The sequence below is a fragment of the Demequina oxidasica genome (genome assembly GCF_000975115.1).
Lineage (GTDB): Bacteria > Actinomycetota > Actinomycetes > Actinomycetales > Demequinaceae > Demequina > Demequina oxidasica.
The window spans coordinates 1,452,424-1,477,599 of record NZ_BBRE01000001.1 but is presented as its reverse complement, the minus strand read 5'-3'; the positions used below and the strand labels follow the sequence as shown (position 1 = coordinate 1,477,599).

23 protein-coding genes are annotated in these 25,176 nt (G+C 65.2%); 11 read left to right on the top strand and 12 right to left on the bottom strand.

The features are described 5' to 3' along the window. Both AOP77_RS06855 and AOP77_RS06850 read right to left on the bottom strand, forming a co-directional pair. Complete coding sequence (locus AOP77_RS06855; protein WP_084622380.1) at window positions 1-1,506, bottom strand: MFS transporter; 1,506 nt, start codon at window positions 1,504-1,506, stop codon at window positions 1-3. Then, window positions 1,503-3,890 (bottom strand): sodium-translocating pyrophosphatase, encoded by a 2,388-nt coding sequence (locus AOP77_RS06850; protein ID WP_062211079.1) that lies wholly within the window; start codon window positions 3,888-3,890, stop codon window positions 1,503-1,505. Before AOP77_RS06850 ends, AOP77_RS06855 begins: the two co-directional genes overlap by 4 nt. 169 nt (window positions 3,891-4,059) lie before the next feature. Between AOP77_RS06850 and AOP77_RS06845 the strand changes: the two genes are divergently transcribed. Together AOP77_RS06845 and AOP77_RS06840 are read left to right on the top strand one after the other, a co-directional pair. Beyond that, window positions 4,060-4,623, top strand: coding sequence for a sigma-70 family RNA polymerase sigma factor (locus AOP77_RS06845; protein WP_084622379.1), 564 nt, complete (start codon window positions 4,060-4,062; stop codon window positions 4,621-4,623). A gap of 2 nt (window positions 4,624-4,625) precedes the next feature. Then, window positions 4,626-5,549 carry a hypothetical protein gene (locus tag AOP77_RS06840; RefSeq protein WP_062211077.1) on the top strand — a complete coding sequence of 308 codons (924 nt, stop codon included), beginning with the start codon at window positions 4,626-4,628 and terminating at the stop codon, window positions 5,547-5,549. Window positions 5,550-5,971: 422 nt separating this feature from the next. On the opposite strand, the gene AOP77_RS06835 is transcribed toward AOP77_RS06840, so the two are convergent. From AOP77_RS06835 to AOP77_RS06810, 6 genes are all read right to left on the bottom strand, one after another. Continuing rightward, window positions 5,972-6,343, bottom strand: coding sequence for a pilus assembly protein TadG-related protein (locus tag AOP77_RS06835; RefSeq protein WP_062211074.1), 372 nt, complete (start codon window positions 6,341-6,343; stop codon window positions 5,972-5,974). A gap of 44 nt (window positions 6,344-6,387) precedes the next feature. Next, window positions 6,388-6,750 (bottom strand): TadE/TadG family type IV pilus assembly protein, encoded by a 363-nt coding sequence (locus AOP77_RS06830; protein ID WP_160300059.1) that lies wholly within the window; start codon window positions 6,748-6,750, stop codon window positions 6,388-6,390. 30 nt (window positions 6,751-6,780) lie between these two features. Further along, window positions 6,781-7,065, bottom strand: coding sequence for a DUF4244 domain-containing protein (locus AOP77_RS06825; RefSeq protein WP_084622436.1), 285 nt, complete (start codon window positions 7,063-7,065; stop codon window positions 6,781-6,783). A gap of 109 nt (window positions 7,066-7,174) precedes the next feature. Next, complete coding sequence (locus tag AOP77_RS06820) at window positions 7,175-7,627, bottom strand: type II secretion system F family protein (protein WP_160300058.1); 453 nt, start codon at window positions 7,625-7,627, stop codon at window positions 7,175-7,177. A 26-nt stretch (window positions 7,628-7,653) separates the two neighbouring features. Beyond that, window positions 7,654-8,217, bottom strand: coding sequence for a type II secretion system F family protein (locus tag AOP77_RS06815; protein WP_062211062.1), 564 nt, complete (start codon window positions 8,215-8,217; stop codon window positions 7,654-7,656). Further along, a complete protein-coding gene (locus tag AOP77_RS06810) occupies window positions 8,204-9,331 on the bottom strand; it encodes a TadA family conjugal transfer-associated ATPase (protein WP_169746470.1) in 1,128 nt (375 codons plus the stop codon). The genes AOP77_RS06815 and AOP77_RS06810 overlap by 14 nt, the downstream gene beginning before the upstream one ends. 142 nt (window positions 9,332-9,473) lie before the next feature. Between AOP77_RS06810 and AOP77_RS06805 the strand changes: the two genes are divergently transcribed. The 5 genes from AOP77_RS06805 (at window position 9,474) to AOP77_RS06785 (ending at window position 15,381) form a co-directional block, all read left to right on the top strand. Further along, window positions 9,474-10,295 carry an HAD family hydrolase gene (locus tag AOP77_RS06805; protein ID WP_062211057.1) on the top strand — a complete coding sequence of 274 codons (822 nt, stop codon included), beginning with the start codon at window positions 9,474-9,476 and terminating at the stop codon, window positions 10,293-10,295. 101 nt (window positions 10,296-10,396) lie between these two features. Then, window positions 10,397-11,053: a hypothetical protein gene (locus AOP77_RS06800; protein ID WP_062211054.1), complete on the top strand. Its 657-nt coding sequence runs from the start codon at window positions 10,397-10,399 to the stop codon at window positions 11,051-11,053. After that, window positions 11,053-12,612, top strand: coding sequence for a hypothetical protein (locus tag AOP77_RS06795; RefSeq protein ID WP_062211051.1), 1,560 nt, complete (start codon window positions 11,053-11,055; stop codon window positions 12,610-12,612). The genes AOP77_RS06800 and AOP77_RS06795 overlap by 1 nt, the downstream gene beginning before the upstream one ends. Before the next feature lie 106 nt (window positions 12,613-12,718). Continuing rightward, window positions 12,719-14,275, top strand: a complete 1,557-nt coding sequence (locus AOP77_RS06790) for a hypothetical protein (protein ID WP_062211048.1) — start codon at window positions 12,719-12,721, stop codon at window positions 14,273-14,275. A 137-nt stretch (window positions 14,276-14,412) separates the two neighbouring features. After that, window positions 14,413-15,381: a hypothetical protein gene (locus tag AOP77_RS06785; RefSeq protein ID WP_062211045.1), complete on the top strand. Its 969-nt coding sequence runs from the start codon at window positions 14,413-14,415 to the stop codon at window positions 15,379-15,381. Here the strand turns inward: AOP77_RS06785 and AOP77_RS06780 are convergent. After that, complete coding sequence (locus AOP77_RS06780; RefSeq protein ID WP_160300057.1) at window positions 15,378-16,649, bottom strand: acyltransferase family protein; 1,272 nt, start codon at window positions 16,647-16,649, stop codon at window positions 15,378-15,380. The two genes, AOP77_RS06785 and AOP77_RS06780, sit on opposite strands and share 4 nt — an antisense overlap. Window positions 16,650-16,763: 114 nt before the next feature. Then, the gene (locus tag AOP77_RS06775; RefSeq protein WP_062211042.1) at window positions 16,764-17,039 is read right to left on the bottom strand and encodes a hypothetical protein; all 276 of its coding nucleotides are present in this window, start codon (window positions 17,037-17,039) and stop codon (window positions 16,764-16,766) included. Between the two features lie 97 nt (window positions 17,040-17,136). On the opposite strand from AOP77_RS06775, the gene acs reads away from it, so the two are divergent. After that, on the top strand, window positions 17,137-19,134 hold the full coding sequence (gene acs / locus AOP77_RS06770) for an acetate--CoA ligase (RefSeq protein WP_062211040.1): 1,998 nt from the start codon (window positions 17,137-17,139) through the stop codon (window positions 19,132-19,134). 397 nt (window positions 19,135-19,531) lie between these two features. On the opposite strand, the gene AOP77_RS06765 is transcribed toward acs, so the two are convergent. Beyond that, entirely contained in the window at window positions 19,532-20,512 is a 981-nt protein-coding gene (locus AOP77_RS06765; protein WP_062211037.1) for a DUF4190 domain-containing protein, read from the bottom strand. Between the two features lie 184 nt (window positions 20,513-20,696). Here AOP77_RS06765 and AOP77_RS06760 point away from each other — a divergent pair, with 184 nt between their 5' ends. The 3 genes from AOP77_RS06760 to AOP77_RS06750 are packed head-to-tail and all read left to right on the top strand — an operon-like array spanning window position 20,697 to window position 24,397. After that, window positions 20,697-21,329 carry a TetR/AcrR family transcriptional regulator gene (locus AOP77_RS06760; RefSeq protein ID WP_062211034.1) on the top strand — a complete coding sequence of 211 codons (633 nt, stop codon included), beginning with the start codon at window positions 20,697-20,699 and terminating at the stop codon, window positions 21,327-21,329. Further along, window positions 21,326-22,060, top strand: a complete 735-nt coding sequence (locus AOP77_RS06755; protein ID WP_062211031.1) for an ABC transporter ATP-binding protein — start codon at window positions 21,326-21,328, stop codon at window positions 22,058-22,060. Before AOP77_RS06760 ends, AOP77_RS06755 begins: the two co-directional genes overlap by 4 nt. Before the next feature lie 6 nt (window positions 22,061-22,066). Continuing rightward, window positions 22,067-24,397, top strand: a complete 2,331-nt coding sequence (locus AOP77_RS06750) for an ABC transporter permease (RefSeq protein ID WP_062211028.1) — start codon at window positions 22,067-22,069, stop codon at window positions 24,395-24,397. Here the strand turns inward: AOP77_RS06750 and AOP77_RS06745 are convergent. Continuing rightward, a complete protein-coding gene (locus AOP77_RS06745) occupies window positions 24,394-25,137 on the bottom strand; it encodes a phosphatase PAP2 family protein (RefSeq protein WP_062211025.1) in 744 nt (247 codons plus the stop codon). The two genes, AOP77_RS06750 and AOP77_RS06745, sit on opposite strands and share 4 nt — an antisense overlap. Window positions 25,138-25,176 lie beyond the last annotated feature (39 nt).

The following is a 25,176-nucleotide window of genomic DNA, read 5'->3' as shown; positions in this document are numbered from 1 at the left end:
TCAACCCTCTCGCGGGTGCGCGTCCGGCGCCACCGCGCCGCCAGCATCGGCCGCGGGTAAGCCGTCGACGTCTCCGATGGGCGGCGACATGAACGCGACCTTGGGGACGGCGAACAGGAAGATCGTGGCGACCACCGCGGTCCCGCCGCAGATCGCCCACACCGCAATGTAGCCAGACAGCGAGCCCGCGGTCGACTCCGCCCCTGACGTCGTCACCACCGCACCTCCCGCGAGGGCCAGCGCGAAGGCCGAGGAGGCGAAGGACCCGCCAATCACCTTGGTGGTGTTGGTCAGCCCCGTGGCGACACCGGTCTGATGAGGAGGGGCGGCAGCGGCGGCGGCGGCCGGCAGCGCCGCCACCAGCGCTCCCGAGCCCACGCCCGCGACAATCATGCAGCCGAGCACCTGGCCAAAGCTGTCATGGAACGGGATCAGGGCGAAGTAGCCGGTCGCCACCAGCGCCGATGCTCCGATCAAGACCTTGCGAGGGGTCAAGGAGCGCGACACTTGCGCAAACAACCCGGCACCCACCAGCAGCGACATCACGTAGCCGCCAATGAGGTACGAGGCCGTGGCAGAGTTGGCACCCAGCCCGTAGCCCACCTCGCCGGGATCGGTGCGAGCGAAAGTCGACAGTGGGCCCTGCGCACCAAGCACGCTGACCCCAAAGAGGGCCGAGGTGAGGAACACGGGCCACAACTCGGGGCGCTTGAACATCGCGATGTCGATGAGCGGGTCCGCGCTGCGCTGCTCGACTCTTACGAATACCCACAGCAGGAAGATACCGAGCAACACCATCCCGAACACCCATGCGGTCACGCCGTGCAGCCGGACTAGCGACAGGCCGCCGGTGATCGCGAGCAAGGCGAGGGAGAGCACCACCGTGCCGCGCGAGTCGACCTTGCCGCCGGCGCGCACTCCCGGGTCCGGCACCTTGAAGATGACGACCAGCAACGCCACCGCGACCAGCACAGCCGGCACGCTCAGCGTGAGCCACAGCCTGCCCTCGAAGATGGTGCCTAGCTGTCCTCCGGCAAGCGCACCGATGATGGCGCCCGCCTGGAGGGCCACCACGATTAGACCGGCGCCCTTGCGGGTCAGCGCCGCACTATTGGGCCGGTCGCGGGCCCGCAGGAAGATGATCGAAATGTTCATAGGCAGCCACACGACGTAGAAGCCCTGCAGCGCCCAAGCCGCGATGAAGATGGGGAACGTGGGCGCGAACGCGACGCCGATGCTCGCGACCAGCGTGACCACCAGCGAGAAGATCAGGATCTTGCGGTGGCCGAACATGTCGCCCAGGCGAGCCATGAACGGCACCACAATGGCACTCAACAGCAGCTGCGCAGCCTCGAACCAGTTGATGTCCGCATCCTGGATTCCCAGGTGGCGTGCCACGTCCGTGAATAGCGGTGTGTAGTACCCCTGCAACACCCCGGAGGTGAACTCCACCACCACCAGGGCCCCAACGACGCCGCCTACGAGCGTCGCGCGCGATGTCCTCATTGCCGCGGAGCCGAATCAGCCTCCTGGTCGAACGGCACCTCGTCGACCTCAGGCGCCGCGGCATCGACAGCAGAGCCTGGCGAGGGCGACTCGCGCCCCTCGGAGTGAGCGGCACGGTCGGCCTCTCCCCGAGCATCGGCTGCGTGAGAGCGGCGTGACGCGCGGGCCACCGCCGTGATGGCGATGAAGGCGGCGATGGCGGCAATGATGCCGCGCAGCCACGGGTTGGCGTCCGCGCCGTAGGACGTCACGACCACCGCGGGGGCGATCAGTAGAGCCACCAGGTTCATCACCTTGATGAGTGGGTTGATCGCCGGACCGGCGGTGTCCTTGAACGGGTCGCCGATGGTGTCACCAATGACCGTGGCCTCGTGCGCCGGCGAGTACTTGCCACCGTGATGGCCGTCCTCCACGATCTTCTTGGCGTTGTCCCAGGCACCGCCCGAGTTTGCGAGGAACACGGCCATGAGCACACCGGTACCGATGGCTCCGGCTAGGAAGCCCGCCAGCGCACCTATGCCTAGCGAGAATCCCACGAACACAGGCGCCGTGGCGGCCAGGAGGCCTGGGGTCGCGAGCTCGCGCAGCGAGTCGCGGGTGCAGATGTCCACCACACGGCCGTACTCGGGTCGCTGCGTGCCATCCATGATGCCCGGCATCTCGCGGAACTGGCGGCGAACCTCGAACACGATCGCGCTTGCGGCACGGGTGACGGCGTCAATGGCCAGTCCAGAGAACAAGAAGACGGTTGCGCCACCGATGATCACGCCCACCAGAGTGAGCGGGTGAATGATGTCGTAACTGAAGTCCGCTGCGGCGGCGCCCGCCTCAGCGAGAGCCGTCGCGACCGTCTCCGAGTAGGAGCCGAACAGCGCGGTCGCGGCCAGCACCGCCGTCGCGATCGCTATGCCCTTGGTGATGGCCTTGGTGGTGTTGCCCACGGCGTCGAGGTCGGTCAGTGTCTGGGCCGCCTCCTCGTCCACCTCGCCGGACATCTCCGCGATGCCCTGTGCGTTGTCGCTGACTGGCCCAAAGGTGTCCATGGCCACGATTACTCCTACCGTGGTCAGCAGTCCGCAACCCGCGAGCGCCACGAGGAAGAGCGCAAGCGGCACCGAGGCGCCGGCCACGAAGAACAGGATGACGACCGATCCGGCGATCACAGTCGCGGTATACACCGCGGACTCGAGGCCGAGCCCGATGCCGGACAGCACCACGGTCGCGGCGCCGGTGAGCGACGTCTCCGCCACTCGCTTGGTGGGCTTCTGGGCCACGTCGGTGAAGTAGCCGGTGAGCCACAGGATCAGTCCCGCGAGGCCGATGCCGACAAAGACGGCGACGGTGGCCATGATGCGGGGGTCTCCCGGCAGGTCGCCGAGGGACGAACCTTCAAAGGACGAGAAGTCCGACGGCAGGTAGGCGAACGATGCGACTGCCGCGAGCACTGCGCCCACGACTGCGGAGATGTAGAAGCCGCGGTAGATGGCCTTAAGTCCACTCTCGTCCTTGCGAATCTTGGTGACGAACACGCCAAGGGCGGCAGTGAACGCACCGATCGCGGTGACGATCAGCGGGAAGACCAGGCCCTGCTCGCCGAAGGCGGCCTTGCCCAGGATGAGTGCGGCCACGAGCATCACGGCGTAGCTCTCGAAGAGGTCCGCAGCCATGCCGGCGCAGTCACCCACGTTGTCGCCTACGTTGTCGGCGATGGTCGCCGCATTGCGGGGGTCATCCTCGGGGATGTGTTGCTCGACCTTCCCCACCAAGTCAGCCCCCACATCGGCCGCCTTAGTGAAGATTCCGCCACCCACGCGCATGAACATCGCGAGTAGCGCGGCTCCGAAGCCGAAGCCCTCGAGCACAGCCGCGGCATCGCCGCGATAGATCAAAACCACGCTCGCGGCACCCACCAGGCCGAGGCCCACCACGGACATACCCACGGCGCCACCGGTTCGGAACGCGATACGCGCACCCTCTTTGCGGCCGCCGGGGAACGTCGCCGCCGATGCGACGCGCACGTTCGCACGGACTGCCAGCCACATGCCCATGTAGCCGATGGCGGCAGAGAAGCCCGCGCCGAGGAGGAAGAACACCGAGCGGCCGATGCGCACCCCGCCGTCACCTGGCAGGAGGAACAGCAGCGCAAAGACGATGGCCGCGAAGACCACCAGCGTGCGCATCTGCCTGCGCAGATACGCGGACGCCCCCTCCTGGATCGCGTCGGCGATCTCGTTCATCTTGGGAGTTCCGTCCTTGGCGGCAAGCACCTGGCGACGAAGCATGTACGAGAAGATGAGCGAAACCACGGCGATGGCCGCGATGACCGCGACGATGGTCATGGAAGAAGATCCCACTTCCACGGTCGCTCCAACGGATGTAGACATTCGTCCTCCTTGACGAGTTGCCTGCGTGAGACCACGTTGTCTCACCCATGATGGGTATGCGGGAAGTCTAGCGACGTTCGCGCCCGGCGCGCGGTGAGCCCCAACGTTTTGGGCGTGCCGTGCGTTGACACTGCATGACAACCACTGACTTTGAGGCAGAGGAGGGACGATGACTGACTGGCGCGACACCATGAACGAGTTGGTGCGAAATCGCGAGCGCGCGCTGCTCGGATACGCGTACGTGGTCTGCGGCGACCCCACTCAGGCGCAGGACCTGGTCCAGGACGCGCTGGTGCGGACCTTTTCCAAGCCCCGTCCTGGACTCACCGCAGCGAAGGCGGAGGGCTATGTGCGCCGGGCCATCACATCGGTGTACATCGACGGCTATCGCCGCTCGCAGCGCTGGCAGCGGGTGCAGCACCTCTTCAAGCCCGCGGAGACGACGCGCGACGAGTTCGGACAGGTCGAAGCTGGGTCAGATGTCGCCGAGGCGCTGGCCACCCTGCCGCCACGCGTTAGGGCCTGCGTGGTCCTGCGGTATTTCGACGACCTCACCGTTCCCGCCATCGCCAGCACGCTTGGCATCGCGGCCGGCACGGTCAAGCGCTACCTCTCCGATGGCCTCTCCCAGCTTGAGCTCGCGCTCGGCACCTTCGAGGACGCGAGCTTGCGAAACGCTGCCCCCTCCCCCGCCGCAGATGCCGCAGCCCCCCGATCTTCAGAAGGACAGTAACCATGGTCAAGCTTTCAGATGCACTGCGTGGCGCGGCCGACCGCGCACCGTTGGACGGCGTCTCCGTCTCCACTCATGCCGCCGCGCGGCGCGTGTCCGTCAACCGCGGAATGCGCGGTGCCGCTACCGGGATCGTGGGCGTGACCGCCATCGGCGTCATCGCCTTCGGCATCATCGGCCCCAATGGGTTCAGCTCCTCGAGTGACGCCGAGTTCGCGACGGACGCGGCAGCAGAGGTTGCGCCTTCGCAGCCCGACCTGCCGGCCGTCGCCGGGGATGCTGGCGCTGGCGCCGCCGGCTCGCAGCTTGCGTGGGGCGTCTGCGGCCAGGCCACTGATCCGGACGCCGCCCGGGGCGAGACGGGGGTAGCCATCCACGTGGGTTCCCTTCCCGCGGCCGAACCTGGAGCACTGCTTCCCGTCTCCGTCACGGGGACAGCCCTCACCACGGAAAACCTCTACACGACTGACCCCGGTGCCCTGATTCTGTGGAACGGGATTGTGGTCGGCTCCCTGCCCCAGGAGGCTATCCTCACCTTTGGCCCGGCGGACGAGCAGATCGTCAACCCCGACGTCGAGCCCATAAAGGAGAGCCTGACTGAGGGCGACACCTTCGGGTACGACCTCGACGTGCCTCTGCAAAATTGTTGGGACAGCAAGGATCTTCCCGCGGGCAACTACGAGCTGCTCGTCACACAGGAGTACTTCGAATTTGCCGACAGCGGCACTGCGAACGGCGAGGAACCCACGCTAGACGATGGTGCATCGGCCGTTCCTGGACAGACCCCAAACATCGTGGGTGGCTTCCGGGCTGCCGCCGATGCCGCCGCATTCACCATCAGTGGAACGCCCATCGACGATCCCTTTGGCGAGTACCTGCTGGTGCCCGCGCAGCCCATTGAGCCGCCCATCGACTCCACCCCATAGGCCGCCAATGACCACAGACCGCTTGCGGGGTCAGTGGCGGCACGTGCAGGTAGGCATCACCACGATGTTTTCTGCACTCGAGACCGGCGCGATTGCGGTCCGCATTGGAGTGGAGTCGGGTCCATAAAGGTTGACTTTCTGGTCAGTTTCGACGTTCGGGGCGAAATGTCCCTTTCACGCTCCCGTTGCGCTTGTGTAATTCATCACAGGAGGAGCCGTTTTGGACATAAACCCGCTAGAAACTGGGTTACGTTTTACACACGAGCCGCAAGGTTCGTAGCAGATGGACGCAAGTCACTCTGCGCTTCTTGACCGCGGAGCGCACCCCTCAGCCGCGCTACGGTCAAGTCGTAGAAGCCCGGTGGTGGCTCGGATCCCTCAGCCCGAGTCATCACCGGGCTTTCCGCATTTCTGGAACCTTCTCAGCCCGCACCTCGGGGCCCAGCCCGCGACGATCCTCGCGCATCCCCCCACCTCGTGGCCACGGAGATCTCAACCCTGACCGCACCCCTGGCGTCGACCACGCAGAGCCTGGTTCTCGATCCGTTTTCTCGCGCAACCCTTGCGGCAACCTGGCACGCGTCGACATTTCCCGAGGCAAGGTCGCGCGTCGCGAGCGCGTCACGCGCCGCCCTCGCGGCCGCGAGCGCGGCGAGGTCCGCGACGCCCTGTGCCCGCACCTGCGCAACTGACGCACCCGCCAACCCGCCGGCAAATACCGCCACCAGACCCACCACCGCGAGTACAGCGATGGCAAGCAGGGTTCCCGCACCCGAGTCATCACGAAGTCTCACGGCGTGCCTTTGTGCCGCCGGTATCCGACTACGCCTTGACATGCTCACGGCTGAACCGGAACTCGGGCGGTGGCCTCACCGTCGGGGACTGGCCCCTGGCCCTCGACAATCACCGACACCACTACCCAAGCGCCATCGCGCGATACCGATGCCACCCCTCCCGAGATGCGAATAGCGGCGTCCACAGCGGCAGCGTCACCGTCGGTGAGAGCGATCCGCGCGGCGACTGCGGCGGCCTGGGTCGCGGACACCTCGGCACGCACCCAGGACGCCCCCGTCAGTACAAAACCCAGCACCAGAACCACGGACGGCAAAGCGAGTGCGAGCTCTACACTGACGGAGCCCCGTTCGCGGCGATTTCCGCAAACGGGACCGCCGCCATAACGCTGACGCTTTGCACTGCTCATGCCGTCGCTCCAGCGCATCGTCGTCACCTTCTAGCCGGCCAGTGCGCCCTGAATGATGCCCATCAGCAACTCACGCACCTCGGACGACTTCAGCAACACGATGAGCAGCCCCGCGAACCCGGCCGCGGCGACCGTCACCAGCGCGTACTCGGCAGTGGCCATGCCGCGATCGTCCCCCGTGGGACTCCTCCTGGTGCCGTTGCGCAAATCGTCACCACGCGCCCCACGACCCGCCGTTCGCTGCCCTTCGGAGCTGCCGCTTCCCGCCGATCCCTCGGTGAGTCGCGCCACGTTCCAATGCTCCTGGTCGTTCATGATCTTCCCCTTCGGTTGATGGATTCCCAGCATCGCGCGGCGCCTTCAGCCCCCGCTGTGGGGTGCCCGGATTTGCGAAGTGCGACTGCGCGGGGCGTGCCTGTGGACATCAGCCAAGCGAGACACCGGCGCCCATAGCGACGGCGATCACCATGGGCAGGATTCCAACAAGGGTGAACGCGGGTAGCAAGCAGAGCGTGAGAGGCAGCGCCAGGGCGACGCCCAGCTCAGCCATCGCCTTCTCTCCCTCACGCCGGGCCGTGCCTGCGAGCGCACGCGACGTCGCCTCGAGCGATGCGCCAGGCGCGGCCCCTGCCACCCAGCACGGGCGCAACGCCCCCTCGAGCGGCGCCCAACGAGCCCCGGCAGCGGACCACGCGCCTTCCCACGGAACCCCGGCCGCAACATCGCGCGCCACGGCTCCCAACTCACGGCCGCTGGGGCCACCCATCGCCTCACCTACTGCCGACAGTGCACCCAGAACGTCGAGTCCGGCGGCGATCGCGGCCGCCACCAATGTCAGCGCAGTCGACACAGGCACGGCCTCACCGACGCCAGGCACTAGCGCCTTGCCCTTCCGCGACCGCATCACAACTCGCGAGAGGCCTCCTCAGCCTCCCGCATCATGCGCCTCATCCACGCGCGCCCCACCATAGTCAGAGCGCCCGCGCCCGCTATCAGTGTCCACCCCATGGGGGTCTCCACCACCACCCGAATGACGGTCGAATCGACGACCGCCCCTAGCCCCAATCCGACCGCCGGCAGGAACGTCAGGACGCGCGCACTTAGTCGCGGCCCCGCGGCCGCCGCTTCGCGCCGCGCGTCAGCCTCCAGTGTGCTCTCTACGTGTGCGCTGACGGCAGCAAGGACGGTCGCAAGAGGGGCACCAGTGCGGTGCGAGAGCCGGCACGCCGCCCGCACCGCCACCCCGCAGTCGCCCTGCCAAGGAAGATCGGGCGTGCCGTCCTCGCCTACGTCAGTGACCCCCACTGTTTCCCAAGCTGCCTGCGCACTCATGCCCGAGCGCAGCAACCCCACCACAGCCGCGAGAACGATGGGTGGGTCGACGTCCCGCAGGTCACGCCCAGATGGGGCGTGGTCGCCGCGCGACGGCGCGAGCTCCCGATGCGCTCGACCGCTACGCCGTCGCATCGTTGACCACCGCGCCACCTAGTGCGCCTTGGCCCACCTCGGCTTTTGCCAGATCGCCGGCAATCTCGCGCCACGTGAGTCCAGCCAGCTCGGCGAGTCGCGTCCATGCCGGGCCACGTTCAAGCTTGTCTCCGTCCCGCACTGTGACTCCCGCCACCACCTCAAGGCCGGGGTCCGCGTCGAGGACGCCAAGTTGCACCACGCGCCGGCCGGCTACTCCACGCTCCACGTGCACCACGCAGTCGAAGGCCGCGCTCGCATGTAAGGAAACCGATTCGGCACCCATACCCGCCAGTGATCCCAATGCCGTCAGCCGCGCGGGCACGTCGAGCGCTGAGTTGGCATGGATGGTGGACATTCCGCCACGATGCCCGGTGTTGAGCGCCGTCAGCACGTCGCGCACCTCCGCGCCTCGGCACTCCCCCAGCACAATCCGGTCTGGGCGCATGCGCAACGCCTCTCGCACCAGCCGCGCGAGCCCAATCTCGCCCGCGCCATCCACGTTGGCGCGCCGCTCCACCAGCCGCACCACGTGTGGGTGCGTGGGGCTCACCTCCCCTCCCTCCTCAATCACAACTATCCGCTCGGAGTCGTGTACCAGCGAGAGCAGGGAAGCGAGCAGAGTAGTCTTACCCGCCCCCGTCGACCCGGAGATGAGCACCGACGCACGTTCTCTCACCAACCCCTCAAGAAGCGGCGCCAGGCCGACGTGCACCATGCCCGCCGTCACGAGGTCGGCAATCGAGAACGGAGTCCGCCTCACGGTGCGCAGCGAGATCAGGGCGCACTCGTCCGCTATGGGCGGCAGCGCGGCGTGTAGCCGAGTGCCATCGGGCAGGCGCGCATCGACGAGCGGGCTGGCGTCGTCGAGCCGCCTGCCGCCGGCCGATGCCAGCCGTACCGCCAATTCCCGCACCGCCGCGGCATCGGCGAAGGCCATATTGACGCGTTCCAGACCGAGTCCCCGATCACACCAGACCGCCCCCGGCGCATTCACCACCACGTCAGTCACGCCGGGCTGCCGCACTACGGCGGCCAACGGCCCGAGCGGATCAACCGGTGGGGGCAGCCGCGCCAGGTGCGGTGAGCGGTCAGCATCGGGGGGGACAGTCATGAGGCCAGCGTGACCCGCGGCAAGGGATGCCCGGGAGGAGGGACCCAAAACAGTGGAGGTAGCGCTTCTCATCTGAGTCTGTGCACAACCGTGCACCGCGAGACACTCGCCATTCGTCACACTGTCTGGTTACTCTTAACGCATGGCAACGACGACTGAACAGACGAGCACCGATCCGCTGGCACCACGCCCCACCGCAGCGTTCTTTGACCTCGACAAGACCATCATCGCGACGAGCTCGTCGATGGCGTTCTCCCGGTCGTTCTACGAGGGCGGACTCGTCACCCGCACGGATGCGATTCGCACCGCATATTCACAGTTCCTGTTCCTCGTCGGCGGCGCGGACGAGCGTCAGACCAGCCGTCTGCGCGACTCCCTCAGCGGACTCATCAAGGGCTGGGAAGTCAAGAAGGTCCGCGCAATCGTTAAGGAAACCATCCACGAGCACATCGACCCCGTGGTCTACGACGAAGCTCTCGACCTCATTCGTCGTCACCACGAGAACGGCCGCGACGTCATCATCGTCAGCGCCTCCGGCTCGGAACTGGTCAAGCCCATCGCTAAGATGCTGGGCGCAGACGGCCACATCGCCACCAAGATGGAGTCCAAGAAGGGCAAGTACACGGGCGAGATCACGTTCTACGCGTACGGCCAGTCCAAGGCCGATGCCATCGAGGAGATGGCTGAGAAGCGCGGTTACAACTTGGCGCGTTCGTTCGGCTACTCGGACTCCATCACCGACGCGCCCATGCTCAACATCGTGGGCCACGGATTTGCCGTCAACCCTGATCGAAACATGCGCCGCGCTTGCGAGGAGAACGGCTGGGGCGTACTTCGATTCAAGCGCCCCGTGGGGTTGCGGAACACCTCGGCCGCGCGCCCGGCCATCGCGACATTGGTGACGATCGCGGTCGCCGTCGTCGCAGGCATCCTGATTTATCGATCAACGACACGAGAGCGATAACAACCTCTACACACCAGCGGAGCACCATGCATAGACGGCGAAACAGGGGGCTCGACACAGTCACGCATGATCGCTACCCTGCGCTATTAAGCTACGCGGCAATGCTCTCTCCCCACCGTGATGAGATTCGCGAGCTCACGGACGCCGCGATCGTCGCCATCATGGGCTCCCTACGGGCGCCACGTACCGAGGGGGCGCGCGAGGCCGCCATCCGCGAAGCAATCTCCCGTGCCTACGCGGACAAACATCGGGCCGATGCCAAGGCCAGTCCCGCGCCCGGCGTCACCACGGGAGCACGCGCCACCGCACCGGCCGACGCTGTGTACGCGCCTCCCGTCCACTCGTCTGCCTTCACCCCGCCGGAGCAAAGCAACGACCATGTGGACGACAAGGACCGGAGGCTGACAGAAAGCACGCAGGCCTCCACCGCCTCACCAAGAAGTACCGACGCAGACGAACGTGCCGGCGTAGGCGACCGTGGCATCGGCGTGGGCTCAACCTCATCGCCGCTGGGGCCAGTACTCGCATACCTGAGCCCCTGGGAACGCGTGGCGGCGATCTCATGGTGGATCGATGGTTGCTCTGCCGATGACGTCGCTGATCGGCTTGGCACCACCCCCAACTCGGCGGTCGACATGCTGCACCGGGCAGGTGTCGCCCTGGCAGGGGCCACCGGGGACACACCGCCAAACCGGGATCATTTTGTGGGCGGCGGAGACGTCATCACAGTCGAGGTGTCCGGGGGAAGCGGTCGCTAATGACGGACAACATCGCCCGCGGACTAGACGACCTCCTGCACGAGGCCGAGATTTCCTTGGCGGCCGACGCGACCCAAGCTTCCGCGGACGTGACGGCCGCTGCCCGATCGCGGCATCGTAGATCGGGTTCGATTCTTGGTATCGCCGCGGTCGTAAGTTGCCTCGGGTTGGGCATGGCAGGGGTCGGCTTCGTCACGGGTTCCCCCGAAGGCTCACTCGCCCTCACCCCATCGCCGTCGCCTTCAGGCACTGAGGACCTCACGGTGCCCCTCGCCAATGCGACGATTCCAATCCACGGTGGCGCGCCGTATAAGCAACTCACGACCGCGGTCGATTGCGGCGCCCCAGCGCCGCAGCCCACCGGCATCGTGGACAACTTTGGGGTCACCATCGCCGAGTCTCCCCCGCTTTCGATCGCACCGGACGCGCTGTTGACCGGCCAGGGAGCAGTTGTGGACACATGGACGACCTACGGTGCGGAAGAGCCGCTGCCCGTTGAGCAGGATCCAGTGACGTTGCTTCTGATCAAGGACGGCAAGATCGCCGGCCGGTTCCTCTCGCAAGTGAGTCAGCCCTACTGGACGTACAACAACTTCGAGACGTTCTACGGTGGCGCTTCGCTGATGCCGGTGGGCCCTTTTTGTCCAGAGGTAAGCAAGGACGCCCCCCAAGGCGATGATTGGCGCTACCTCAACCCGGGGGAGTACCAGGTGATGCCGGTGGCGCATATGTGGGCCAGCGATGAGGCCGCTGCCCTCAAATACCTGTACAAAAAGGGGATCTACGTCGGTGAAGTTCCGGAGGTGGATTCCACCGCCCTCTACCGTCCAGGGTCGTGGGACTGCGAGCAGGCCGTCGACAACAATTACGTTCCCCGCGCATGTCTGGGAGACGTCATCGGAACCGCCATTGTCGACGAACAGGCCGGCACCGTCACCCTCCCCTACGAGCCCTCCGAACTCACCGCGACCCTCGACGTCACAGTGATCGGCGACCCCGTCACGCTGATCGTCACCGAGCCATTCATCGAGCCTGAGTTCGCGGGCTACTCCTCCAAGGCCCTTGATGCGTCGGACACCATCGAATGCGGCGTCACGTTCGACTACACCACGCCCAAGTCTCAGGTGGTAGCGAGCGGAGATGTTCCCTCCTCGTTGGGATTGGGCAAAGGGGCGTTCAACGCGTTCAACATCAAGATGCTCGCGGCAACCCCGGGCTCAGGCGAGATTGACCTTGAGTACGGGGCCAAGGCTTGGTTGGTGGCGGGAGTGACCGAGAACTACAACTATTTCCAGGAGCACCCGGGCAACCAGCGGATCGTAGGCGTGGCCGAGGCATCCATCGCGGGCGGCAACACAGTGCCCTACGACCGCTACGACGGGCCGGAAGTTGTTGACCTGGTGCTGACCAATGTCGAGTTGTGCGAGGGATTCGACCTCGACACGGCGCATATTGATTCCGCCATTTTGGACGGCAGGATCTCATTGACCGCCACCGGCGCGCCTCCGGCCGCCCACACCCATCAATTGCTCACCATCCAACACCACCTCCCCAACTGACCTTCCCCATGTACCTTTTGCTGATGCAGTCACGCCCCGCACCCGGCCGGCCTCACGGGTTCGCCAGCGGTCCGTCAGAACTGAGCGGGACAGGCGGTGGTCGCCGATGAGGGACAACATCGCCCGCGGCCTGGGCTCGCTCATGCGCGAGGCGGAGGTGGCATTGGAGGCCGATGCTGCCACGGCCCCCACACAGGTGACCCGAGCGACACGGTCACGACGCCGCCGCTCGCGTGCTGCGTTCGGCGCCGTCGCAGCGGTCGCCTGTGTGGGACTCGGGATCGCGGGCTTCGGCTTTGTGAAGGGCTCCCCCGAGCCATCGCTGGTATTCACCCCGTCGCCCTCGGCGTCCGCCACCGAGGACTTGACCATCCCATTGGCGACCGCGGTCATTCCCATCGACGGCGGCCCCGAATACGACGGATTCGGAGCCATGCTCGATTGCGGCGCGGCCGCACCCCCACCCTCGGGGACCCTGGCTCACTTCGGCATCAGCATCGATGCCGCGCCAAAGATGATTGACCTCGACTCACCCGACACCGGCCGCGGTAAACCAGTCCCGGCGCAGATCACGTACGACTCCTCGAACGCGCTGCCCGTCGAGCAGACACCGGTCACGCTGATGCTCGTGAAAGACGGCAAGGTCGCAGGCTTCTTTGTTTCCGATGATGGGTCGCCGCAGTTTTGGACCTACTCCGACTTTGAAGCAAACGAGAGCACTCCACGAGTCGGCCGCGATGGCATGTTTTGCCCCGACGTGAGCACCTCAGGAACCGACGAGATCGGCTACGGAGAGCTGAAGCCAGGCGAGTACCAGGTGATACCGGTGGCGCGCGTTTGGGCCAGCGAGGAGGCGGCCGCGCTCCGACATCTCAACGACAGTGGCATCAGGGTCAACGAGTTTCCTAGCGACCAACGGCCTGCTGGCTTCCCTCCCGGGTCTTGGGACTGCAAGCAGGCGGTCGCGCAATATATGTCGCCTCGTTCGTGCCTGGGCGACGCGACGGGAAGCGCGATTGTCGACGTGGACGCGGGAACCGTGTCACTGCCGTATGACCCTGAGGACTTCACCGAACCCCTCAACATCACCCTGGTGGGCGACCCCATCGCGCTGACCGTCACCGGCGATCCGGATTCCTCAGTGCGCGACCTCATGGAGGCGAACCCACTTGACGTATCGGACCCGATCGAATGTGGCACCACCTTCGACTTCACCACCCCCGCCGCACCCATCACGTTGAGCGGGCGCATTCCGTACACGATAGGCATGGACAAGAATGCGTTCACCTCGACAAACGTGAGTGTTCTCCCCACCACGCAGGGCGCCGGAGAGTTAACACTCGACCACGATGCCAAGGCCTGGCTGGTGACCTACACCCCCGTGAACCGCGAGGGCTCCGACTCCTACCTCACTTCAGTCATTACCGGCGCCGCAGACGTCACCATCGCGGGAAGCAACACGGTGCCGTACGACCGGTTCACTGGCCCGACTACTGTCGACCTAGTGTTCTCGAATGTCAGTGCTTGCGACGACATAGTTGACGTGGGCGTGGGCATCATTGGCGTGGTCATAGATGGCAGCGTGACGATGACCCTCAAGGGCGACACGCCTGGGGAAAGCGTCGCCTCGCTGCTGTACCTCGATCAACTTTCTGCCCCATAACGACCGATTACTAGGCGTAAGTCCTGACCGCGCCGTGCGCCGTAAAAAACCCGCAACAAAAGTGGGTTAACCTCGCCTTCAACGCAGTACGGGTGCGGGCCCGTCGCGACCATCAGCACGACGCCTAAGGAGTAACCATGCCCAAGCCACTGATCATCGTGGCCGCGGTTCTGGTGGCGTGCGTTTCCGCAGCGGCGGGATGGTTCGGTGTCAAGGCCTGGCGGGACTCTCAGACCGTCGCCGCGCCAGTCACGACGCCGTCTCCCCCGCCATCAGCAACTCCCGGTGACGACACCGTCAGCCTTACGTTCGACGTGGGAGCGATCAACTTCTCCGTCGCCGATCTTCACTCAGTACCCCAGTGCGGAGAGACCTACGCACCAGAGAAACATATCGCCAACGAGATCGAGGCGCGGGTGGACGGCGCCGTCATGCTCGATGACGGGTTAGAGACGCTCGAGGCGAACCCTGGCTTCCGTGTCACTGGCGACGAGGCGCGCGCGTTCCTCGCAGGCGAAGGCACCGTGGTCGTGACGCGCGACGACGTGGTTGTCTCCCCCGACTGGGGTGCCGAGTTCGTGCCCGAGTACTACGTCGCGGAGCCCAACAACACCACGTACACCGAGGGCAAGGTCAGCATGAACGGGGCCGAACTGTGTGACGTAGCCGACGACCTGAGCGCCATCTGGGACGACATCGACTGGGCAACAGCCACCGAGGCCGAGATCGCCGTTGCGCAGGAGAAGGCTACGGCCTTCAAGGAAGAGCACAAGGACCTCCCGGCAGGTGAATACAAGATCTACATGCTCTCTCCCGTGATCCTGGGCGAGCCCGCCGCCATCGCGCGCGTCCTCACTGAGGAGGGAATCTCCGGCCTCGCCACTCTTCAGTACACGATCGCGTACTCGTCGTTGGCCGAGGACCCCGAGGTCAAGCAGTATTGCGACACGCTCACAGACGCCGACGGCAACCCCACCGAGGTTCAGTGCGACGTGCCCGTGAACGCCTTGCTCGAACTACTGCGCCGCGATGTGCCCGTTTCCTACATCGTGGAGGGCGATCCGGAAGAGGCAATCTCCGACGCCTACAGCCTCACCGTCGACTAGCCACGCGGCTTCTCGGGCTTGGTGGCCCACTTGGATCTGAGGATGGGCTTCTCCAGCAAGAACCAGCTCGCGCTGGCAACCGCGTAGGACATCAGCACCACGGCGACAGCCAACCACGTGTGCTTGACCGGATTCAGGATTCCGCCGTACACGAATTGGCCGTCTGTCAGATACGACACCAGGTGAAGAATCAGGTAGTGCCAGATGTAGATGCCGAAGCTGACCATCGCGGTAAAGCGCGCGAAGCGGTTGTCCACGATCCGGTGAAGGTACCTCGACTGCGCGAGGCCGATAAGCGCAATACCGATGAGCACGGCGAACCACGGCCATAGATACGGCTGGCCCTGGAAGTTGGTGGTGTGATCAGGCTCCGGGGGCTCGCGGTGCACCCACACCAGCCAGAAAGCGCCGGCCAGTCCCGCGAGCGCTACGAGGTCCCACCACCACGTGCGCAGCATTCCATAGCGTTGACGCCATATGACGATCAGTGCGGCCACCATGATGCCGATCAGGAAGTGCGCGAACAGTGCCATGGGGTTGTAGTCGGGCCACCACTCTGCTGCTCCGCCGATGTTTCCCTTGTCCCAGCCTTTGTACTCATCGGGAGTGGTCAGGTGAGTGACGAGCCACTGATTCACGGCAATGACAACTCCCAGGATGAGTAGCCAATACCCGATGCCGATGCGCTTGCCTCGCCATCCTTTGCGGCGGCCTAGGACAAACATTCCCACCATCGCGAGCGGCATGAGGACGTAGCTGACGACTTCGAATCCAACAGACCACAGCGGCCCATTCACCTCGACGGGGAAGAAGGTAATCCACGACAGTCCAGAGGCGAAGGTAAAGCCCGAGATCAGACGCCAGATGGCATACGGAGTATCCGGCACCAGGTACAGACCCACCACAAAGCTCACGGCGAGGCTGGCGTAGAAGCCCGGGGCGATGCGGGCAAACCGGCGCCGGGCGTAATGCCCTAGCCTCGGCATCGGCTTTCCGTGCAAGTACGCGTTCCAGAATGGGAAACTCAAGAGCATCCCAGACAGCACAAAGAAGATCGAAACGCCAAATGCGCCCTTCATCATCACGAGCTTGAAGTCGAGCAACCAGTCTGGCAAGTTCGCGATGGTCAGGCGTTGATAAACGTGACTGAGGACCACCCAAAGCGCTGCGAGGGCACGCAGCCCGTCCGCACCGGAGATGCGGTGGCTGGATCTGGCGTCGCCCTCGGGCGTCGCGTCTGGAACTGTAGAGACCGTCGTTGCACTCACGTGAGGCAACTTACCCGCTCGAAAGCCGCCCCGGCGCTTTTAGAGGCGAACGGCGTCGAATCGTTACGAAACCCCTCGAAAGCTACGGTCGGCCGATGCGCCGGCCGGCTTGCGCTAGATCGACTTGCGGCGGAACTCCGTCACGGTGTGCGCAGATCCGTTACCAGACATCGACGAGCCGGGAGCCTGAGGGCCGCCGCCGGGGCGCGAGTTCTGACCGTCATTGCCTACGGCGTCAGCCATCGCCTGCTGCGCGTCGCCGTCCTCGACCGCCTTCAGGAACGCCTTGGCCTCATCATCGCGCATGAGCTTGGACATCTTGCCGTGGTGGAAGATGGCGACCTCGCCGTTAGAGCGGGTCCGGTAGTCAAAACCTTCTGCATTAGCCATGCCCTCATCGTGACACGTGTGGGCCATTCCTGCAGACCACATGACAATCTCGCAACATTGGTAAACGGAAGGAGTCCTAACAAACTATGCTGGCGAGATGGTCAACGAAGCCCACACCTTAGAGAACCTGCACACCGAGACCCGGTCCTTCCCGCCGTCTCCCGAATTTGCCGCGCAGGCAAACGCGACTACCGAGTCGTACGAGCGTGCCTCCGCGAACCTCCCCGAGTTCTGGGCCGAGCAGGCTCGCGAGCTCCACTGGGACAAGCCCTTCACTGAGACCCTGGACTGGTCGGACGCACCTGTGGCGCGCTGGTTTGCGGACGGCACCCTGAACGCCTGCGACAACGCCGTAGACCGCCACGTGCGCGAGGGTCGCGGTGATCGTGTCGCCTTCCACTTCGAGGGTGAGCCCGGCGACACCCAGACCTTCACTTACTCAGACATGCAACGCGAGGTCTCCAAAGCCGCGAACGGGCTGCTTTCCCTGGGAGTAGTTAAGGGCGACCGAATCGCCATCTATCTGCCTCAGATCCCCGAGGCCGTCATCTCCATGCTGGCCTGTGCGCGCATCGGCGCAATTCATTCTGTTGTCTTTGGCGGGTTCAGTGCGGAGAGCCTGCGCCAGCGCATCGATGATGCCGAGTGCTCGCTGGTCATCACGGCCGACGGCGGCTTTCGCCGAGGCAGCGCCTTTGGCCTCAAGCCCTTGGTCGACGAGGCCCTCGCACCCAGCGATCACCACCCCGAGGCCTGCGCCTCCGTTAAGCACGTCCTCACGGTGCAGCGCACCAAGCAGGAGACCGCGTGGAACGATGAGATCGACCTGTGGTGGCACGACGTGGTTGGTCCGGCATCAGAGACCCACGAACCCGTCATGGTTGAGGCCGAGCACCCACTGTTCATCATGTACACCTCCGGCACCACCGGCAAGCCCAAGGGTCTTTTCCACACCACCGGCGGCTACCTGACCGGCGCGGCGTACACACACAAGGCTGTGTTCGACATCAAGCCTGAGACGGACGTGTACTGGTGCACTGCTGACGTGGGCTGGATCACCGGCCACTCGTATGTGGTCTACGGCCCCATGATCAACGGCGCCACCCAAGTGCTCTACGAGGGAGTCCCGAACGCCCCACACGAGGGCCGCTGGTGGGAGATTGTTCAGAAGTACGGTGTCACCATCCTGTACACGGCACCCACCGCGATCCGCACCTTCATGAAGTGGGGCGAGGCCATCCCCAACAAGTTCGACCTGCGCTCACTACGCCTACTCGGCTCCGTGGGTGAGCCCATCAACCCCGAGGCCTGGATGTGGTACCGCCGGGTCATCGGCGGAGACCGCTGCCCCGTGGTCGACACGTGGTGGCAGTCGGAGACCGGCGCCATCATGATCTCCCCACTGCCCGGCGTCACCGCGGCCAAGCCAGGCTCCGCGCAATGCGCAGTCCCCGGTATAGCCGTTGACGTCGTGGACGACGCCGGCGAGTCAGTTGGAGCAGGCAAGGGCGGCTACCTTGTAGTCCGCGAGCCTTGGCCGTCCATGCTGCGCGGCATCTGGAACGACCGTGCCCGCTACGAGGACACCTACTGGTCACGCTTCCCAGGTATGTACTTTGCGGGCGACGGCGCCAAGAACGACGCTGATGGTGACATCTGGCTCATGGGCCGCGTGGACGACGTCATGAACGTGTCCGGGCACCGCCTATCGACCACCGAGATCGAACACGCGCTTGTGTCGCACCCGTGGGTCGCGGAGGCCGCGGTCGTTGGCGCCGCGGACGAAACCACCGGCCAGGCCGTCGTGGCCTTCGTAGTAGTGCGTTCCGATGCTGCGGGGGCCGATGCCTCGGGCCATGACGTGGGCGTCGAACTGCGTAAGCAGGTCACCAAGGAGATCGGCGCGCTGGCTAAGCCGCGCTCCATCCTCGTGGTGAGCGAGGTGCCCAAGACTCGTTCCGGCAAGATCATGCGGCGCCTGCTGCGCGACGTGGCCGAGCACCGACCCGTCGGTGACGTGACGACGCTCGCTGACTCCTCTGTGATGGATGCGATATCGGAGGGTCTCGACTCCGGCAAGGCCGACGAGGACTAGCCTCACACTGTTAACGTCCGACGGCTCCCCTGCGAAAGCTCGGGGGCCGTCTGCGTTCAGTCGCCTATCCGCTCCCAGGCGCCGCAACCATCGTTGTTGAAGACTGTACCTATTGGAGCTTCTACCGTGAGGGTGGTCTCGCCTAAGGGCGACTCGCCGCGACCATTTCCTTGGTCCACCCGTTCGCCACCATCAACCTGCTCAGCAGGGGAGGTAGTCGGCGCCGGCGTCACGGCAGACACTGGTGTCTTGAGGGGCTCGGCGGGCAGGCTCAACCGATTCTCTAATTGGGCGGCACGTATCCCGCTTGGGCACGCACGCTAGCAAAGCTCATGCACGGCAAACGCAAAGAGCGGGCCGCGGCTCAATGCCCCGGCCCGCTCTACGCGTGATCAATTTACGGAAGGTCAAACGGCGTTGCGTTCACGTAAAGTGCTTCGTCCGAGGACGCGTCACCGATGACGACGAGTCCCGGCGCATCCGTGATGGTCGCCGGCACAAACACCGTGTCGTAGAACTTGTATTCAACACCGAGTCCGACCTCGACATCGGTCATACTGCCATAGCCGGCAGCCTCGATGTCTTCCTCATCGCACGAGCCGTAACCGTCCTGAACCGTGCCGGCCGCGATGAGCGCGAGTTGCGGCGCATCGATCCACGACGTGAAGTTCTCGCCTTCAGCGAGGCTGGTCGGAGTGAGCGAACCAAGCGTCGCGTAGCACTTACCTTCCTCATCCGAGTACTTGCTCAGCGGGATCTCGATCACGCCGTCAATGACGCCGTCCCAGACAGTGGCATCCTCGCCAAACCACGACGCGTCGTAGACCCAGACCGTGCCGGCGTCGACGGGGCTTTCGTAGGTGCCAGCATCGCCGGTAGCGTCCTCCGCGTCGCCTTCAGCGGCAACCTCGTCCGTTGCCGCCTGGGTCTCCTCGGTAGCGACATCGGCGTCGTCAGTCGTCTCTTCCTTGACCGTCGCACCGCCGCTCGTGTCGTCAAACGCATCATCGACGGCGCTCGCAAGCGACACGATGAAGACGATGATCGAGATCAGGAAGGCGACCGAGCTCACAATGATTGCTGCGATGGCAAGGCCGCGCTTGTCAGCCTTCCGCACTGTCGCGATGATTCCAAGAATGAATGCAGGGAGCGCGAAGAACCACGCGAAAAATGCGATGGGGCCAAGGAATGAAAGCACGAGGGCGACACCAGCGAGCGAAATCGCGACGATGCTCATGGTGCCGGACGGCTTGTTGGCCGGGGGCTGAGTTGCGTATTGCGGGGGCATGGGGGCTCCGGGCATCGCGGGCGCGGAAGCCGGCGGAACGGGGGGTGCAGCAGCGAATTCGCCGCTACCGGTCGGGTTGACCTCAGACATTAAATTCTCCTCAGACATGGGCGCTTTGCCCTTGTGTCTTTGGGAAGCGTATCGGAGGACTCCGACAACCAAGGTTGCGAGACTTTTACCAAATCTGCACTTATCCGGACATTGGTGATGAATCAACACGACACTTCGGCCCACTTCCACCGCAAACTGAACGCTTGTTCAGTACAGTAGTACCGTGACCGATTCCGCCACCACCCCACCGAGCCCAGCTGAGCCGCCGGCGTCCGCGCGCGACCACATCCTCGAATGTGCCCTGAAACTGTTCGCAGCATCGGGACCCGACGCGGTCACCGTGCGCGACATTGCCGCCTGTGCCCACGTCTCCCCCGCGCTGATCCTGCATCACTACGGCTCCAAGCAGGGACTGCGCGACGCCACGGATGAGCACGTGGCCGGCATTTTCGACGCGGTTCTCGACATGCCGATCGACGCCGTCACGCAGGATACAACCGTGAGCATGATTGGCGTGCTCCTCGCGGCCACGCCTGCGGACTCCCCCATCCCCACCTACCTCCGCCGCCTAATCCTGAGCGGCGATCCCGCGGGGCGAAAGCTGATCCGTCAGTGGTTCGAACTCACCAGGCGCTACGTCGACGACGCCACAGTCGCGGGGGCCATGGAACCCAGCACCGACCCCGACGTGCGCGCGGCCTTCCTCATGGCCAACGACCTGTCGATGATCCTGCTTCAAGACCACCTCGCCGACGTGCTCGGCGACGACCCCCTCTCCCCCAAAGGCCTAGAACGCTGGGTCGCCGATGCCATGGACGCGTACACGTCCGGCGTCTTCAGAAAGGAAACCCCATGACCCCCACCGTCACTGCAGTCGCGACCAACCGCGGAGTCAGTCTCAAAGGAGTGACGCGCGTCTTCGGCACCGGCGACGCCGCCGTGCACGCACTCAAGGGCATCGACCTCGAGATCGGTTCGGGAGAACTCGTCGTGGTGATCGGCCCCTCGGGCTCCGGCAAGACCACGTTGTGCAACATCATCGGCGGTATTGACGCCGCGACCGACGGCACCGTTCAGGTGGCGGGCGAGGACATCGAGGGCCGCAACCCGGGAACGCTGGACACGTTCCGCCGCGACCACGTGGGCTTCATCTTCCAGTTCTTCAACCTCATCCCCACGCTCACCGCGCGCGAGAACGTCGAGGTCATCGTCGAGATGACCGGCAAAGGCGACAAGGCCCACGTGCCCGACCTCCTGAAGTCCGTGGACCTGGGCGACAAGATGGACAACTTCCCGGCCCAGCTCAGTGGCGGCCAGCAGCAACGTGTGGCCGTCGCCCGCGCCCTCGCGACCGACCCCGACATCCTGCTCGCGGACGAGCCCACCGGCGCCCTGGACCTACCGACCGGGCGTCAGATCCTCGGCCTGCTCCAGGACCTGCATCGCGAGGGACGCACCGTCATCATCGTCACCCACAACGTCTCCGTCGCCCAAATCGCGGACCGGGTCATCACGGTGGTGGACGGCAAGATCGAGTCATCCACCGTCAACGACAACCCGGCCGATGCCGCCGACGTGACCTGGTAGCAGCAGATGCGCGCCACCACACACAAGTCGATCCGCGACCTCAAGCGCCAATGGCGTCAGGTCGCGGCCGTCGCGGTCACCATCATGCTGGGCGTGATGGTCTACGTCGCCACTGCGGGGGCGTATCAGAACCTCAGCGCCTCCTACCAGGAGACCTACGATCGCCTCGCGTTCGCTGACTACGTCGCCACCGGCGGCGTCCCCACGGACGTCGCAACGGCCGCCACAGATGCGGGTGCATCGGACGCCATCACGCGGCTACAGGTAGACCCTCCGATGCTGATCGAGGACACTAAACTCCTAGGTCGCGTGGTGGGAATGCCCACCGACGCGCACCCCACCATCGACGACGTGGACGTCATTGACGGCGACTACTTTGACGACGGGGCCACCGACCAGGTGCTGCTCGAGACGCATGCGGCGGAAACGTTTGGCATCGGCCCGGGCGACACCCTCCAGATCTTTGGCCTCGACGGCTGGGTCACCGTAACCGTCCAGGGAGTCGTGGACACCCCCGAGTACCTCTGGCCCGCACGCAGCCGCCAGGACATCATGAGCGACCCGCACTCCTTCGCGGTGGCCTACGCGCCGGAGGATATGGCGGAGCAGTGGTTCGGAGAGGGCCCCAACCAGGCCCTGGCGCTCATGCCAGCCGATGCATCGGCCGCCGACGGCGACGCCGTTCAGAAGGCGATGCGAGATGCTGGCGCCACGGCTATCACGCCCTGGGAAGATCAGGCGTCCAATGCGACGTTGAGCGAGGACCTGGACGGGTTCGACGAGATGTCTAAAGCCTTCCCCGCGATGTTCCTGATCGCCGCAGGGGTGGCGTCGTGGGTCTTGCTCGCGCGCCGCATCATCCAGGAGCGGCCAATTATTGGCACGCTCATGGCGTCCGGAGCCCGCCGCGGTCGCGTGCTGCGCCACTACCTGGGCCAGGGAATCGTCATCGGTGCCATCGGCTCGGTGCTGGGCGTCGCGCTCGGCATGCTAGCCAACCGCGCCGTCACCACCGCGTACACCGGCTTTGTTGGCGTTCCCGACACGGTGATCCACAACTACCCCTGGATGATCGCGATCGGGCTTGCGTTCGGAATCGTGGTGGGCATCCTGGGTGCGCTCGGGCCTGCCGTTACCGCGTCGCGCACCGCCCCGGCCGCCGCCATGCGCACAGCCGGCTCCTCCAAGCCCCCCGGAGCGTGGAGCCGCATGGTCGCCCGACTGGACTGGCTGCCGGTCTCAGCCCGCATGGCGCTGCGAGACATTGTCCGCAGCCGCAAGCGCACTTTCGCAACCATGCTCGGCACCGTGCTGGCGCTGGTACTGGTGCTTACTTCCTCGGGCATGATGACCTCGATCGTCCAGGCGGTGAACCTCCAGTACACGGAGATCAACCTGGAGGATGCGACTGTGGCCGCCCAGCAGGGTGCGGGAGTGGGCGATGCCCTCGCCGACGTCGACGGCGTCTCCGCCGTGGAGCCGACTACGCTCGGCCAGGTCACCATCGTGGCGGACGCTGACAGTTACGCCACGCTGCTGCACGGGTACGAGCCGGACACCACGATGCATGGCTTCCGTTCACAGGACGGCTCGTTCATCGACCTGCCGACCGATGGCGTGCTGATCGGCCAAGCCGTCATCGACCTGCTCGACGTGGGTGTGGGCGACTCGATCACCCTGTCTACCGATGCTGGCGACACCGACGTGACCATCGCGGGCTTCCTCGACGAGCCCATCGGCACCTCGGTCTACACGACCAACGACGCGGCGGCCACGATCCTGCCGGAGACCAGTGCGGAGGCGTTCGCACTCTCGTTCGACGACGGCGTAGACCGCGACCAGATGCGCCAGACCATCACACAGCTTGATGGGGTGGTGGCCTATCAGGACACGCGCGCCATCATCTCCACCATCGACGACTACCTGGGCCTGTTCTGGGCCTTCATCGGCATCATGATCCTGCTGGGCGCGATCCTCGCGTTCGCCGTGATGTACGTGACGATGGCCGTCAACGTGGTCGAGCGCACGGGCGAGCTCGCCACGCTGCGTGCCGCGGGTGCGCCCGTGCGCAAGGTGGCCGGCGCGATCGCGGTGGAGAGCCTGCTGGCAACCATCCTCGCCATCCCACTCGGCCTGTGGATGGGTGCGGTCGCGGCTCAGCAGTTCCTGAACACGTTCAACAACGACCTGTTCCAGCTCGACCTCATGTGGTCGTGGTGGGTGCTACCGGCTGCCGCCCTGGGTGTCCTTGCGGCCGCCTTGATCTCGCAGATTCCCGCGGCGCGGGCCGTCAAGAAGGTGGACATCGCCACGGTGGTCCGCGAGCGCGCGGCCTAGGTCACTGCGTCTTCGGTGCCCTCGAGCGCCGGGTCGTCCTCGTCGGGGCGGCCCGGGTCTCGGCCGGCACGCAGGTCAAGCAGCCTCGAGGCCGTGACCACCAGCCCCAGAGTCACGAGCCCCAGGCAGGCGCCTGCCAGCACATCGCTCAGGAAGTGGTACCCCAAGTACAGTCGGCTCGCGCCTACGAGTCCGATGATGAACACCGACACGACCATCCATACGGCGAGCATCTTCTTACTTCGCCGCTCACGCCACAGCAGGTAGCCGGCGACGAGCACCAAGGTCGATGCTCCCGTGGTGTGCCCCGAGGGGAACGAGAAGGACGTCTCGAATCCCGGCACCACCTGCAGGTCCTCCTCGGGACGCGGCCGCTGCACGATGATCTTGATGAGCGTCGACAGCACGGTGGACATCACCATGGCGCTGGCGAGAAGGATGGGGTCGCGCCATTTGCGCGTCACGAGTCCCCAGATTGCACACGCGATGGCAATGATGATGGGCAGGATGACGGGTCCGAACATGTTGGTGACGAACGTCATCACATCAGTGAGCCACGGGGTGCGGATCGACACCATCCAGTCAAGAATCGGCTGGTCCCAAGACTCGAGGTCGTTGCCTTCGAGCACTGAATCGAGGATCGCGGCGAAGGCCGCGCCTCCCACCAGCACCAGGAGCACGCCGGGAAGGACTGCTTGCCACGCATTAGGCAATTTGTAGAAGCGATCGGTGAGACTCATCCCGCTATTCTGCCTCGCCGATGCCGCGGCCGGGTCAGG